This window comes from Salinivibrio sp. VYel1 (genome assembly GCF_009377945.1).
In the GTDB taxonomy this organism is placed as follows: Bacteria; Pseudomonadota; Gammaproteobacteria; order Enterobacterales; family Vibrionaceae; genus Salinivibrio; species Salinivibrio siamensis.
On record NZ_RSAM01000005.1, the window covers coordinates 13,262 to 25,931 of the forward strand.

A 12,670-nucleotide genomic window follows, 5' to 3' on the forward strand; every position below is an offset into this window, starting at 1 on the left:
GCGCCAACGATTAACCTCAATCGTGACAGGCGCCCGTTGGCAATGTCCCCTATCCAACATAGTGCTGGGGCTTGTGTCATCGTCGCTGCCTGTGCGGCAGTGAACGTAAGACCGTCAATATCACCCATATCCAGCTTTTTCTAAGCTGCCTGTGCGTAGGTCGGACAAGCGCCAACTCGATCGTACAAGCTTGGTGTGATTTGCGCCGCGCGCCTCCGACATTGAGGCTAACGATTAACCTCGATCGTGACAGGCGCCCGTTGGCAATTTCCACATATCCAACACCGTGCTGGGGCTTGTGTCACCTACGCTGCCTATGCGGCAGTCAACCAAAGACTTGGTTTCTTGAGGGGGCGATTAGATTTTCTAAGCGGCCTATGCGGCAGTGAACAGCCCCTTTCGCCATATCGTCTGCATCTAAGCTTTCTAAGCTGCCTATGCGGCAGTGAACTCTTGCCGATATCGATCAGAACATACAGTCGTTTTCTAAGCTGCCTGTGCGGCAGTGAACACCGCCGTCAACAATATCAGCAAGGTCTTGTATTTCTAAGCTGCCTGTGCGGCAGTGAACAAAAAACAAGTATGGAGTGCCGACACCCTTATTTTCTAAGCTGCCTGTGCGGCAGTGAACGGAGTCATACGATTTGATTAACGCGTACTTGGTTTCTAAGCTGCCTGTGCGGCAGTGAACTTTCTCAAAGACGCGCGGGTCAACCATTGTGATTTCTAAGCTGCCTGTGCGGCAGTGAACCGGGGGCAATTGACGCTCTGAAAAAGTTCATTTTTCTAAGCTGCCTGTGCGGCAGTGAACAAGAACAACAAAGGAATGTGCCCCCCGTAGTTTTTCTAAGCTGCCTGTGCGGCAGTGAACACGCCAATGGCGACCCTGTTGACGATGTGTCATTTCTAAGCTGCCTGTGCGGCAGTGAACAGCACCAGACTATTATGCCTCTAGCTAATGGATTTCTAAGCTGCCTGTGCGGCAGTGAACCGTAAGTCGGTTGGCCTGCCTGCAATATTGATTTTCTAAGCTGCCTGTGCGGCAGTGAACAGTAAGTACCGCGTTGCTGGATTGGACGTGATTTTCTAAGCTGCCTGTGCGGCAGTGAACAAAAACTGGTCGAGGGTTTTGCCCTGGATGTTTTTCTAAGCTGCCTGTGCGGCAGTGAACTAAGCGATTAGTTAAGGACTTTAAAGCAACAATTTCTAAGCTGCCTGTGCGGCAGTGAACTATAGAATAACGTAACAATCGTCAGTGACAACAGGCCGTTAGGATAAAAATGGACTTTTACCCTTGTTAAAAAGCACCTGCTGTAACTGACTGTATTTTCGGTTTATTTTTAAAGAGCCAAAAAGAAGGGGTAAAGAGGGGTTGCCCCCTCAAAAACACGGCACCGCACTTTGCTGGTCGGGCTCTCGTCTGCTTAACCCATAACAGGTGAATGGTTGGCCATTATTGGGCGGCTGTTTGGTGAGTTCCCGCTCGATATACAGGGCGAACTCGGTATTTGGCTGCCCTGCTCGTTTTTGGCTCGACAGGCTGGTCACTTGAATAAAAGGCAGGGACCAGCGTTTGTCGTCCGTTTTAATGTTTTCCAACAAACGACGCTTTACTTCCTCCTCATCGTAACCATTTTTGCTGGCAATCGCGGCCGCTCGCCGATCGAGTTTTTTATACAGTCGCTGCGGCGATTTGTAGTTCCAGCGTTTAAAGTAGGCATAGTCTTTCACCCCGTCTGGCACCGGCTTAACGGCTTTGATATGCACGTAATCGGTCAGGCGTGACAGCCAGCGCTGAATATTAAGCTGCTCAAATGCCGCCTCAGTTTGCGCAAACAGACGCAACCGATGGCCGAGTGGAAAATCACCTTGGCGGTAATCCGGAAACCCCACCGCAATGGCCGATTGATTCGGTCCGATTTTGTTTTCCGCTAAGGCAATGTGCACTTGCTGAAACACCTTGTGCCAGAGAAAATCTGCCGAAATATCGGTGTCGGGCAACAAGGTGATATCAATGTAATACTGCATTGTGCCTCCTTACGCGCCAAACACGCCGCCGCGGATCAGCATCGCCATAATGTAATGCTGCTGCTCGAGCGTTGGGGTTTTGTCTTTTAACATCCATCCATCGAGCAAGTTGTAAAAGTCGTTCTTTTCTTTGGGCTGACGATACGCCGCTCCGCGGTTAGTTACTGAGCCATAAGGTTCAATGGCAATTGCGCCCACTTCATCATAGGCAGGATGCCAGGTATCAATAGTGCGCAGCGCGTTGCCGATTTTTTGTGAGTGCATCGCGGCTTGGCCATCTAATTGATATAAGAACTTGCTTTTATCGCCTTTACCGCCGCCCATCACCAGCTCTTGAGAGGGGTAGACCGCTTGCCCTTCGCCCAGTTGGCAGTAGGCTTCAACATGAATAAGCGCATGCGCTTCTGTCAGGCCATATTGGATCACCTCTGCCAGCGCGGTGACATCCGGGTGCGCGTCAAAATCGTGCAAGCTAAATTCGTAGCTATCAAAACTAAATTGCTTCTCGCCTGCGGTGACCACCACCTTAACTTGCTCAGCACCGACACGGTTGCGCCACAAAAAACGCCCATTAGCAATGTTGTGTGCATAACGTTGCGCCAGTTCTTTAAAACCGGTTTCTGATTGATAGTCACGCACTTTATCAGCCAGTGCTTGCTGATAGTCTGGATTGTTACAGGTTGACGGCACATGCAACCCACTGAGCACACGCAGCGAAAAAGCCACTTTGAGCGTATCAGCATCATGCGGTAGCGCTGCAATATCGACCGTTTGCAGGTTGGCTTTAGATACTTCCGCATCCAGTTTGGCGGGATCATTGGCAGTGGCCGCTTTTAAGCGGTTCGAAATCGTGCCTCGCACCGATTTCTCTCCCACTTGAATGGGTTGCCAATCGCCTTTTTCCCAGTTCCCCGCATACATTAGTGCATCGGAAGGTACCAGTTTCGCTTCAAAGGCAAGCACGGAAGGGGTGGTCAGTTTTTTATCAGCCATGATGAAGTCTCCTTAATTACAAAAAGTCGGGGTCAAAGTCAGTGTTATCATCCGTTGTGGGAACAACGTCTGGTTCAATGGGTTCGTCATGTGTTGCTGCCATCACACGGGCAAGATACCAAGGATGCTCACCGTGATAACGCCAGCATGCGTCGTCGATATCCTTAAGGCGGTGGACGCTACGCCACTCACCTACGCTGTATGCCGCTTCGACAAAACTTACTGGTACCTCCGGATCGCGCACATTGGCGACCTCACCTGCGGCATAACAAGGGGAAATCGCGCGGTAGCCCGTCATGATCGGCACCAAATATCCTGGCTTAGGTTTGGGCACGCGTTGCCATTGCGCCGGAATCGGTTGGTTATCGTCGTCAGGTACGTGTTCATCATCAGCGACAGCGTGGTACGTCAACATGGCAAACTCACACCACGCATCAAATAAGCTGGCTTGCGCATTGTGTTGCAATAGATGTTGATGATGCTGGGCGAGATAATCATGTCGGTCGCAAAGGACAAAGCCCGGCATGAGGCGGCGCAACGCTTTTTTCTGCATGCTTGCATCCGCGAGCAAATCAACCTCGCCAATGGTTAAGATTTGCCCACCAGCGAGCCGTCGCTGAGGCGCCAAATCTTTCACTTCTGCGATCAATTGTGCTGCCGCGGCTTTATCACCAGCAATCAATCCCTCAACCTCGATCAGCAAAGAGACTTGCATGTTCATGCGTCCTTCTTCATTGATCGATGCTGTTTCTCCTTTGGCGGTGACCGGATTGCGGGTTAAGGCAAAAACATAGTCGCCCCACCCTGTGGGCTGCCGCACATGAACATTGTTTTCATGGCTGACCACGGTCACGCCACCTAACCGCAACCCCAAGGCACCAGGAAGTTGACGTGATAGCGCATGGGCAAAGCCGAGAAAGTGCGTGATCGCCGGAAAACCATAAGTCAGCCCTGCGATCGCATTCGCGTTTTGCACCTCAATGTGCTTAAGCAATAAATACTGTGCCATTATCGGTTCTCCTCAAATTGAGGCGTGTCGCGCTCAAACGCTTTGAGCTGGGTTAGGAACACTTTGCGGATATAATTGAACTCCGTATCACCAAGCAGGTAGTGTTGTTTGTCCTCAAGCTGGCGCAGTAACCAAGCGGCAAAATCAGAGGCAACAGTGTCCAGCCACGCTTGTGCGTCACGCTCTCGCTGAAATTGATCGTCAGGGTTGTACACATCCAGCCAAAGTGCATGTTCACGTTTTAGTCGGCATGCTTGATCATCAGTGCCTTGACTCCAACCGGCTGGAACTTGCTGCTGAACCCGCGCGGCATAGTCAAACACCAAGTCAGTGAGTGGCAGAATAAAGTCATGATCGCGCCGATAACGGGTGGCAAAATTACGATCCCGTTCGGTAAGGCTTGCCAGAAATGCGCGAAAATCGTGAAGCAAGTGACTGGCTTGGTAGGCTAAACGGCGATTAAAGATGCTGGTTTGCTTGCTTGGATCCTCCGGCTGCTGCTGATAGCTTGGCGGGGCGGCATTGAGTAAAAAACCCTCGCCATGACGCTCACTATTAAGCTGTGACACGTTTTGCGGTTTAGAGCCGCCAAAAGTTTGTTTAACAGTACGCGGAAAGGCTTCTAACCGCTCTGGGTGATAATGCTGTTTGTTCTTTGCCTCACGAATCGCTTTTATTTTTTCACCAAACCGTGTCGCACGGACCTTAGTGTACAGCGTGTGCGCGAGGCTGGATGAATATAGCGGACACAGCAGGTGATACTCACCTTCATTCACTGGAAAGTAGGTTTGCTTAATCAAATTATGAGCCGATAACACCTGATCGCCGAGTGCCAGTGAAAAGCCCGCACGCCAAGTCTCTAGCAAGGTAGCGTCATCAGTGAGTAGCTTAAGCACGTTGATATGGCCGGCTTGTAACTGAGAAATGAGTGACTCACCTTCCACTGTGATTTTTAAAAAACGCGCCACATCCAACGCAGCCGCATTGCCGACCGCATCAATGGCTTTATCGGTCAGCGAATAGCTGGTGAGGTAGTGAAATTCACTCTTATCGATCTCAGTCACCAGCATGCTACTCGCTTTAGCATCACTGTGAACAAATTTGGGGCAATGGGTGGCGAGACTGATTTGCTTGGCTCGCGTTGCGGCGTCTGTGATCCAATGAATTGGCTCAAACTTCGCTTCGATCGGCGCCGCTTGTTCCGCATAATCGGCATTGGCGATCGCCTCTTGCTCTTGGCTGGCCGCGGCTTTTAAGGCCTTATCGCGCGCCTTTTGCAAGGGCTCAAGCTTCGCCTGTTTGCGCTGTCCAATATATGCCAGCAGCGCATCGTATAGGCTGTGTTCCATAAGCGCTTCCTTTATCCTATTTGTTCCATTAAATTTTTTATTCCCGATAAGCACCCAGTTGTGGATGCCAACACCAAGTGATATTTTGGCCTTCCCGCTCAGCCGCGAGACGTATTTCGCCCAAGTGCTGGCTCGCTTTTTTTACCGGCCATCCCAGTTGGTCAGCAAAGTGCTGATAAACCGCTTCAGGATCAACGTCAAACCACCAATGGCAACCGGCTGCTAGCGATATATCGACGGGTTTAAAGCGATATGAGTGATCGGCGTATTGGTAGGGATAACGTGAGGTATCTAACTGCTGCCAAGCCAGTGTGTCATCGTCGTTATAAGCCAACACAAAGCTTTCTTGGGGCTGGCTGTGACGAAACGGAGTACGCCGGATCAGTTCGCCGCTCCAGCTAGCATGTTTTCCGGGGTAACGTAGTCCAGCGGCTTGACTGATCAGTGTTTCATTCCACCAAAGCTCGGCTTCCTTGCCAGTTCGGAAAAAATCAGACTGATATTTTTCCCCGCCCGTCAACTCCAACGTAAAGCGCAACGCACGGTGTTCCTGTACGCCCCAGTGGCTCACCGGCTTAGCCGCTCTTTTTGCCGACGAAGCAAATATAAATGCAGATTTTTCCAGCTTAGGGATTTCCTGAATACGCGGCGTAGCGGAAATTGCAGTCAGCCCTTCATCAAGCGTGACCTTGTAACCTTTTTCAAGCGGGATAGCAGCGCTTTCAAAGCCTGGCTTACAATAAGCGGGATGCCTGCCTTTTAACCCACGGACGTTCTGCTCGAGCACATGAATATTGGCGGTCGCCGGCGCTTGCTGGCGGTGACGTTGTACCCGCCCCGCCAACTGAATTAAGGCACGCATTGAACTCGGCTCGGCAATGGCCCAGTCGTAATCGTGATCGCGTCCGACTTCCACCACCGCCGTGCCCACCACCACAAACATTAAATGGTTGGCATCACAGTGTTCAATGGCATCGCGAATCTCTGGCTGCTCGAAAATCGCCGCTTCATCATGGCGATTTAACGCCGCATCGAGGCGGCTCTCTCGATAAGACCGCAGCGCCAGCGGAAACTGTGAGTGGTACGGGCAAACAAAGAGCGCATGATCCGGATCTGGCGAGATTTGCACCAGCGCGCGGGTCAGCGCGACCATAGGGTTTATATTGGCCATGCGCACCACGCCTATCGACACTGTTTTGCCGGATGCATGAGTTTGGTGATGCGCATGGTGCAGCTGATGAATATGGGTATGGATAAGTTGCGCTAGCGGCCCAAAATCGAGATGAGATTCGCTGGACTTAGAGGGAACAGCCAAAGAGGTAATCGCGGAGGTGTCTACCGCCTTCCCTTTGCGTAGCACCTGTTGCTCGCCCTCTAATCGCTTAACGCGTTTTGCGACAAAGTCGCGGTGGTAAGTCACGTAACCGGTTTTACTCGTCACCGTCTGGATCTCGCTGGTAAACTCATCAAACCAGCCGCAAATCACAGGCGCATCGTCAGCCTCATGCGTCGAAGCGTTGTCGCCAAACTGGGCATGATTAAACTGCGCCCTGCCCGCACGATAGGCATCAAACAAGCTTTTTACTAACGAAGGCGGCAAGGTCGCCGATGACAGCAGCACTCGCGATCCCAACATGCCTGCCCAATTTACCAAGCGGCACAGCGCCGGTAAGTCTTCAAGACCAAAATCATCGGGCTCATCAAGCACTAAGTCGGTACTGAGCAAACGCAACATAGGCGCAATTTGATGGCCGCCGCGCAGGCTTTCAGTGGCGGGCATCAGATGATCAATCGTGCTCACCAACACCGGCGCACTTACCAATTTCTCCAGCTTAGGCTGACTACTTAGCCAGTGTTTCAACCGGCCATCGTATATTTGCCCTTCGTAGCTAATAAACAGTTGCTTGAGAAAGTCTTCGGTAGATTCACTGCCGCCGGAAGACTGATGTGACGTATTTTGCGCCTCGTGCAAGCGCTGGATTGCTTGCGAGCCAACGAGCACAGCCAACTCATCATCGCCAAGTTTTAGCAAGTCGCGATACGCGTCGCCGGTTTGCAAGGTAAGTGTTCTCAGCCCCAGCGCCACCGAGAAACGGCACCCCTGCCAAGGGTCCGATAACGCATACATAATGCGCGCGTTGGCGATGGTTTTCCCGCAGCCTGTGGACGCCATATTAATGCCGAAAAATCCCTGTGTTTCCGACTGAGTAGCGATAGTTTTGGTTTTCCGATAAGCGATATCTTGCCAGCGATACTTTTCTTGTTCGGCGCCTTGGCTAAAACGGCGGTGCTGAGCAATCGCCGGCATTGTCCATTTAAGTGAGGGTAAATTCTCTGCAAAGCGTCTCGCATTAATGGCCACACCGATATTGTGCTCATCTAACTGTTGTTTAGGCGGCGCGTTTTTGCGTTTGCCTTGAGACGGGTCTGTATTAGCAATCGGCACGTAATGGCGATCGCGCCATTTGGGCTTGGATTTCTCCAGTGGCAGTGACGAGTAATAATGATCCGCTAGCATTAATGATAAACGTGCCATATGGCTGAGAAACCGCTGCGATAACCAATCAACTTGTCCATGAGCGCTCCACGGATATTGGCGGGCACGCTGGGCCAATTGACACGCTTTGTGTTGCCAAGGCTGGCTTAAAAACGGGGTGCCATCAGGAAACCGCCAGTTATCGGCAAGTGCTTGCGGGTCATATTTACCAAGGTTAAGCGCGTTGGGCGCATTCCAGTGGCTGCCAAAGCAACGGCTCAGCCATTGGTCGATTTGCGAGAGTTCAACTGGCGCGTTGTCGGCATCATAGTTCACGGGCAACCGATGATGCGAGACAATAAGCCAAGCCACGATACGTGCAAATGGCGATAAGTGATCAAAGACCGGTTGATAGTCGTCTGTTTCAGTAAACAGTCGCGCCAGTATCGCAGCTTCATGCTCAACGGCGGTTTCAGGCGTAAGCTCGCTAAGCTCATCAAGCCATTGCTGATCCGCCTTGCCTTTGACAAACGCCTCGAATAAACGCAACGACACCCACTCATGGCGATACGGTTCACCTTGGTGTACTGTTTGGCCGCGAAGCTTTTGCTGAAACAACGCATTGGCTTTCCCAAAATCATGAAACAATCCCGCCATGGCCGTTGCCAGTACAATCACCTCATTAAGCTGCCAGCCCTGCTCCCATTCTTTGTGGCTAAAGTCCAGCTCAGTACGATTAACCGGCACATTGCCTTCTAAGTTAAATTTGCGGCGATTACCCACAATCCACACGAGTTGGCTATGAGTTCTCGAACGAATCCAATGACAACTGACCGCGGTGCTGCGGCTGGCGGTTTTGCTCAGCATTTTTCGCACCGTATTTAAGCCATCTTCGGTGATCAATGTTTGCCAGGTGTTGTCACCAATTCGGTTGGCAAAGGCATCAAGCACGCGGCGGGTTTTCTTCAGTGCCTTTTTCTCGCACTGAGAAATAAAGGTCACCATCATCGTTGCGGCTCCGTCATCTCATCGTCGGAATCATCTTGCAGCGCAATGGCTTTGATGGTGTTGAACATAAAGTCCATCGCTTTGTGTTCAATAAAGGCTTGCAGAACTTGCTGGCGAAACTCTTGTTCGGTGGCGTTTTCTTTAGCGCATATAAACGCCCAAGGCAGCACGGTGGCATCTTTGATTAAGTCCGCGGCATCAAACACCAGCGCGCCGCGACGGGTTTTGCCATGCATCACCGCAAATCCGTGCGGGATCCCAAGCACCCATAGACAACTCGCCGCCAAGCCATAAGCTAGGTAGTTGCCATGATTTAAAAAGCGGTTGGCGAGATCGTCCGCCTCATGCTGACGTTTAAAACCGTTTTTTTGAGTACGGTTCGCCGCGTGTTTGTAAAGCGCTTTGGTGAGCTGCGCTTCGGTAAGCAATAAATCCGCCGGCTTGCTGGCTTTGTCAGTTCGCTCCACAAAGGTATCGAGTGCGCCGGCCAATTCGGCCACATCAAACCCTTCAAGCTTGAGCTCACGGCTCGCTTGCCAGACCTGCTTTAAGTAACTCAGGCGTGCCAGCTGAAAAGTTCGCGCAGCGTCCAATCGCTTTTGATCATCAAACCAAAATGACAACCACCCTTGCAGATATTCAGTAGGTCGATACTCGCTTTGCGGTGTAAACCACTCAACCTCAGTTGCCATATGCAGTGGTGTACCGCCACCTCCGCAGAAGCCAACCAGCACGCCCGCTTGCGAGAGCATACGCATCGCCGCTTGAGTGATTGATGTGCCAGTCCCGAGCAACAACACCGTGGTATTGGCAATGGGGATATTAAAGTAGAGGTTTTCGCGTTTCGCCTCCGCCAAGTACAACACACGCCCATCTTTTTGCATCACACGGCAATGCTCGAGGTAGTACATATTGGCGCGTTTAGAATGAAGGATGGTTTTAAGATCCGAGGGCGAGAGATCGTCCATGGGTGTCCCTTTCGTGATTGTCCGAGTGACCAAGCAGATCACTCACAAGCATTTGAAAGGTAACAAAAATAGCAACGCATGCCCGTGAAACAAGGCACAGTTTAGGGTTTGAAGGAAGATCGCATTCTGATGTCTGTGCGATTGTTATGCGAACCAGATAATACTAATCAGCCAAGATTGCCCGAGATTACTCGGTATGATAAGTGGATTTTGACCCATAAAAAATTATCATATATGATAAAAAGAAGTAAGAGATGAACTGGAACATTGTTTTTTACCCAGGCGTGGAAGAGAGCATTCTCAACATGCCTCCTAAGATTCAAGCGCGAATGCTCAAGCTGCTTGAACTAATAGAAAAACATGGCGCAAACTTAGGTCCTCCTCACACAGAATCAATAGGTAACGGCCTGTTTGAAATTCGTGCCAAAGCAAAAGAAGGGATCGGACGCAGTCTATTCTGCTATTTAGACGGCCCCAACATCTATGTCCTTCATGCATTTGTGAAGAAAAGCCAAAAGACACCAAAGAACGACTTAGCATTGGCAACAGGGCGTATGAAAGAGGTGAAAAGTGAATAGCCTACAAGCACTAAAAGCGAAAGCATTGCAAAAACCAGACGTGAAACAAGCATACGATGAATTGACGCCTGAGTTTGAGTTGATCGATATGTTACTCAGTATGCGTAAGCAGGCCGGGCTAACTCAACAGCAGGTTGCAGAACGTATGGGGACGAAAGAAGGCAATATTTCTCGACTTGAAAAAGGGAAAGGTAATCCAACCCTTAAAACCCTGCTTAGCTATGCAAAAGCATGCAATTGCAAGCTTAACTTTGGCTATAAACATGCGTCAAATTGACGTATATGGTCATTGCTAGTCATACGCTTTTATTGACCTTTAACCATCCCCTTCTTCCTCGATGCCACAACCACTAACAATGAACTGACATAAAAAACAATTATTTTCAGTGTCTAAGCTGCCTGTGCGGCAGTGAACATAGCAAAGAATTTGAAGGAAGATCGCATTAGTAGTGCGTATGTCAGTAGTTATCAATCACAATGTGCGCACTAACCAATAGTGAAATGGTTAATAATGTCCATTTCTTTATGAGGAACACCAATGATATCAATTGCATGGCGTCGGATAAGATAAAAGACAAGATGTTGTCCTTCAGGAAAGCAATAGTATCCGTCTTCAATGTCTGTTCTATGCTGGCCTAGTTGCGGGTTCTCTGCTAGCCAGTTAAACCGCGCAGCTAGACGCTTTAGATAAGTGTTACGCTGCGCCTTTCCCCATTTCCGCTCAGTATAACGACCAATATTTTTAAGATCATCACGTGCTCTGGGCGTAATACGAACCTGCTTTTTTGTTTGGCTCGCCGTCAAGATTCTGCGTCCAAGTCGTTAATCAGTTCATCCATTGAAAAGTCATCGACAAACGTATCACTGGCTGCCTGTTGAGCCCCCTCATCAAGATGTGCGCGCAACACATCCAGTTTGGTTTTGCGTTCCTCAAGCGTGCGTAATGCATCACGAACAACCTCGCTAGCAGAGCCGTACCGGCCACTTGCTACCTCGTTTTTAATAAACACTTCCCAGTGCTCCCCTAAGCTTAAACTTGTTGTTGCCATAACTATCGCACTTATTCATAAATATGAATAATGAATATAGCGCTTTTTGTAAGTGACTCCCAACTTTTTGACTCATATTGATTCAGCCGAACAACGTTGGATTTACAGCAGCACACATAAGACTTCTCATTCAATCCTTTCTAAGCTGCCTGTGCGTAGGTCGGAGAAGCGCTAACTCGATCGTACAAGCTAGGTGTGATTTGCACCGCGCGCAGTGCAACTGGCGCCTCCGACATTGAGGCCAACGATTAACCTCGATCGTGACAGGCGCCCGTCGGCAATGTGCATCTATCCAACACCGTGCTGGGGCTTGTGTCACCTACGCCAATGGTATTATCGGGCCAAAAGTGGCTATTCCGATAACCAATGTACGCCAATGGCACCGCCGATATTAAAATGGTGTGTAGGTCGGACAAGCGCCAGTGCGATGTCTGTCATGTATTACCCAAGCGGACTGCGCGCCTCCGACATTAAGGCCAACGATTAACCTCGATCGTGAAAGGCGCCCGTTGGCAATGTCCCCTATCCAACATAGTGTTGGGGCTTGTGTCACCTACGCTGCCTGTGCGGCAGTGAACCGAACATCACACGGTACTACGCTGCGACTGAATTTCTAAGCTGCCTGTGCGGCAGTGAACTAATAAAGACAAGCATCAAAAATCTCTTGGTATTTCTAAGCTGCCTATGCGGCAGTGAACACGAGCAGGTTGGCTATTTAGAAAAAGTGGCCTTTCTAAGCTGCCTATGCGGCAGTGAACGTGATGTGTTCTTCTATGTCATTCGCGCTAACTTTCTAAGCTGCCTATGCGGCAGTGAACATGACGTCGAGCGGAGCAAAGCTGATACCGTTTTTCTAAGCTGCCTATGCGGCAGTGAACGTTCAGCATGATGCCGATGGTGATTTTCACTGTTTCTAAGCTGCCTATGCGGCAGTGAACAAGCACAACCTTCAGGATTTTTTTACGTTGCTTTTCTAAGCTGCCTATGCGGCAGTGAACCTCAATGTCTGAGTGCCTGTGTGATTTGAGCGTTTCTAAGCTGCCTATGCGGCAGTGAACACAAGCAAGTGGCCAAAGGAGTGAAACCGCTATTTCTAAGCTGCCTATGCGGCAGTGAACTGCATAGTCCTGCATCAGTGCAAACAGTTTGCTTTCTAAGCTGCCTATGCGGCAGTGAACGTCTTTGTTGAACACGTAAGGCGTGACGCGCATT

Annotated in this window: 10 protein-coding genes and 2 CRISPR repeat arrays (1 of these 12 only partly in view); of the genes, 2 read left to right on the top strand and 8 right to left on the bottom strand. The window is 50.2% G+C overall.

Annotated features, from left to right (window positions below; translation table 11 throughout):
- Positions 1-302 precede the first annotated feature (302 nt).
- Positions 303-1,231: direct repeats of the CRISPR family, unit length 28 nt; unit sequence TTTCTAAGCTGCCTGTGCGGCAGTGAAC.
- Positions 1,232-1,380: 149 nt separating this feature from the next.
- From cas6f to cas1f, 6 genes are read right to left on the bottom strand one after another with little or no spacing between them, the layout of a single operon-like run.
- Positions 1,381-2,028 (bottom strand): type I-F CRISPR-associated endoribonuclease Cas6/Csy4, encoded by a 648-nt coding sequence (cas6f, locus tag EHW58_RS06115; RefSeq protein ID WP_152795395.1) that lies wholly within the window; start codon positions 2,026-2,028, stop codon positions 1,381-1,383.
- Between the two features lie 9 nt (positions 2,029-2,037).
- On the bottom strand, positions 2,038-3,021 hold the full coding sequence (gene csy3, locus EHW58_RS06120) for a type I-F CRISPR-associated protein Csy3 (protein ID WP_152795397.1): 984 nt from the start codon (positions 3,019-3,021) through the stop codon (positions 2,038-2,040).
- Between the two features lie 16 nt (positions 3,022-3,037).
- The gene (gene csy2, locus EHW58_RS06125) at positions 3,038-4,030 is read right to left on the bottom strand and encodes a type I-F CRISPR-associated protein Csy2 (RefSeq protein ID WP_152795399.1); all 993 of its coding nucleotides are present in this window, start codon (positions 4,028-4,030) and stop codon (positions 3,038-3,040) included.
- Positions 4,030-5,379 (bottom strand): type I-F CRISPR-associated protein Csy1, encoded by a 1,350-nt coding sequence (gene csy1, locus EHW58_RS06130; protein WP_152795401.1) that lies wholly within the window; start codon positions 5,377-5,379, stop codon positions 4,030-4,032. Before csy1 ends, csy2 begins: the two co-directional genes overlap by 1 nt.
- 37 nt (positions 5,380-5,416) lie before the next feature.
- On the bottom strand, positions 5,417-8,863 hold the full coding sequence (cas3f, locus tag EHW58_RS06135; RefSeq protein WP_152795403.1) for a type I-F CRISPR-associated helicase Cas3f: 3,447 nt from the start codon (positions 8,861-8,863) through the stop codon (positions 5,417-5,419).
- The gene (gene cas1f, locus EHW58_RS06140; protein ID WP_152795405.1) at positions 8,860-9,831 is read right to left on the bottom strand and encodes a type I-F CRISPR-associated endonuclease Cas1f; all 972 of its coding nucleotides are present in this window, start codon (positions 9,829-9,831) and stop codon (positions 8,860-8,862) included. Before cas1f ends, cas3f begins: the two co-directional genes overlap by 4 nt.
- Positions 9,832-10,085: 254 nt before the next feature.
- Between cas1f and EHW58_RS06145 the strand changes: the two genes are divergently transcribed.
- Both EHW58_RS06145 and EHW58_RS06150 read left to right on the top strand, forming a co-directional pair.
- Entirely contained in the window at positions 10,086-10,409 is a 324-nt protein-coding gene (locus EHW58_RS06145; RefSeq protein ID WP_152795407.1) for a type II toxin-antitoxin system RelE/ParE family toxin, read from the top strand.
- Positions 10,402-10,686, top strand: a complete 285-nt coding sequence (locus EHW58_RS06150) for a helix-turn-helix transcriptional regulator (protein WP_172969947.1) — start codon at positions 10,402-10,404, stop codon at positions 10,684-10,686. Before EHW58_RS06145 ends, EHW58_RS06150 begins: the two co-directional genes overlap by 8 nt.
- 209 nt (positions 10,687-10,895) lie before the next feature.
- Here EHW58_RS06150 and EHW58_RS06155 read toward each other — a convergent pair whose 3' ends face one another.
- Both EHW58_RS06155 and EHW58_RS06160 read right to left on the bottom strand, forming a co-directional pair.
- Positions 10,896-11,213 (bottom strand): type II toxin-antitoxin system RelE/ParE family toxin, encoded by a 318-nt coding sequence (locus EHW58_RS06155; RefSeq protein ID WP_152795409.1) that lies wholly within the window; start codon positions 11,211-11,213, stop codon positions 10,896-10,898.
- The gene (locus EHW58_RS06160) at positions 11,210-11,458 is read right to left on the bottom strand and encodes a type II toxin-antitoxin system ParD family antitoxin (RefSeq protein ID WP_152795411.1); all 249 of its coding nucleotides are present in this window, start codon (positions 11,456-11,458) and stop codon (positions 11,210-11,212) included. Before EHW58_RS06160 ends, EHW58_RS06155 begins: the two co-directional genes overlap by 4 nt.
- A gap of 550 nt (positions 11,459-12,008) precedes the next feature.
- A CRISPR array of direct repeats spans positions 12,009-12,670; the repeat unit is 28 nt; unit sequence TTTCTAAGCTGCCTATGCGGCAGTGAAC; it runs 326 nt beyond the window's last position.

Coding starts and splice junctions, on each gene's coding strand:
- cas6f (WP_152795395.1), bottom strand. CDS start 2,028: ATGCAGTATTACATTGATATCACCTTGTTGCCCGACACCGATATTTCG.
- csy3 (WP_152795397.1), bottom strand. CDS start 3,021: ATGGCTGATAAAAAACTGACCACCCCTTCCGTGCTTGCCTTTGAAGCG.
- csy2 (WP_152795399.1), bottom strand. CDS start 4,030: ATGGCACAGTATTTATTGCTTAAGCACATTGAGGTGCAAAACGCGAAT.
- csy1 (WP_152795401.1), bottom strand. CDS start 5,379: ATGGAACACAGCCTATACGATGCGCTGCTGGCATATATTGGACAGCGC.
- cas3f (WP_152795403.1), bottom strand. CDS start 8,863: ATGATGGTGACCTTTATTTCTCAGTGCGAGAAAAAGGCACTGAAGAAA.
- cas1f (WP_152795405.1), bottom strand. CDS start 9,831: ATGGACGATCTCTCGCCCTCGGATCTTAAAACCATCCTTCATTCTAAA.
- EHW58_RS06145 (WP_152795407.1), top strand. CDS start 10,086: ATGAACTGGAACATTGTTTTTTACCCAGGCGTGGAAGAGAGCATTCTC.
- EHW58_RS06160 (WP_152795411.1), bottom strand. CDS start 11,458: ATGGCAACAACAAGTTTAAGCTTAGGGGAGCACTGGGAAGTGTTTATT.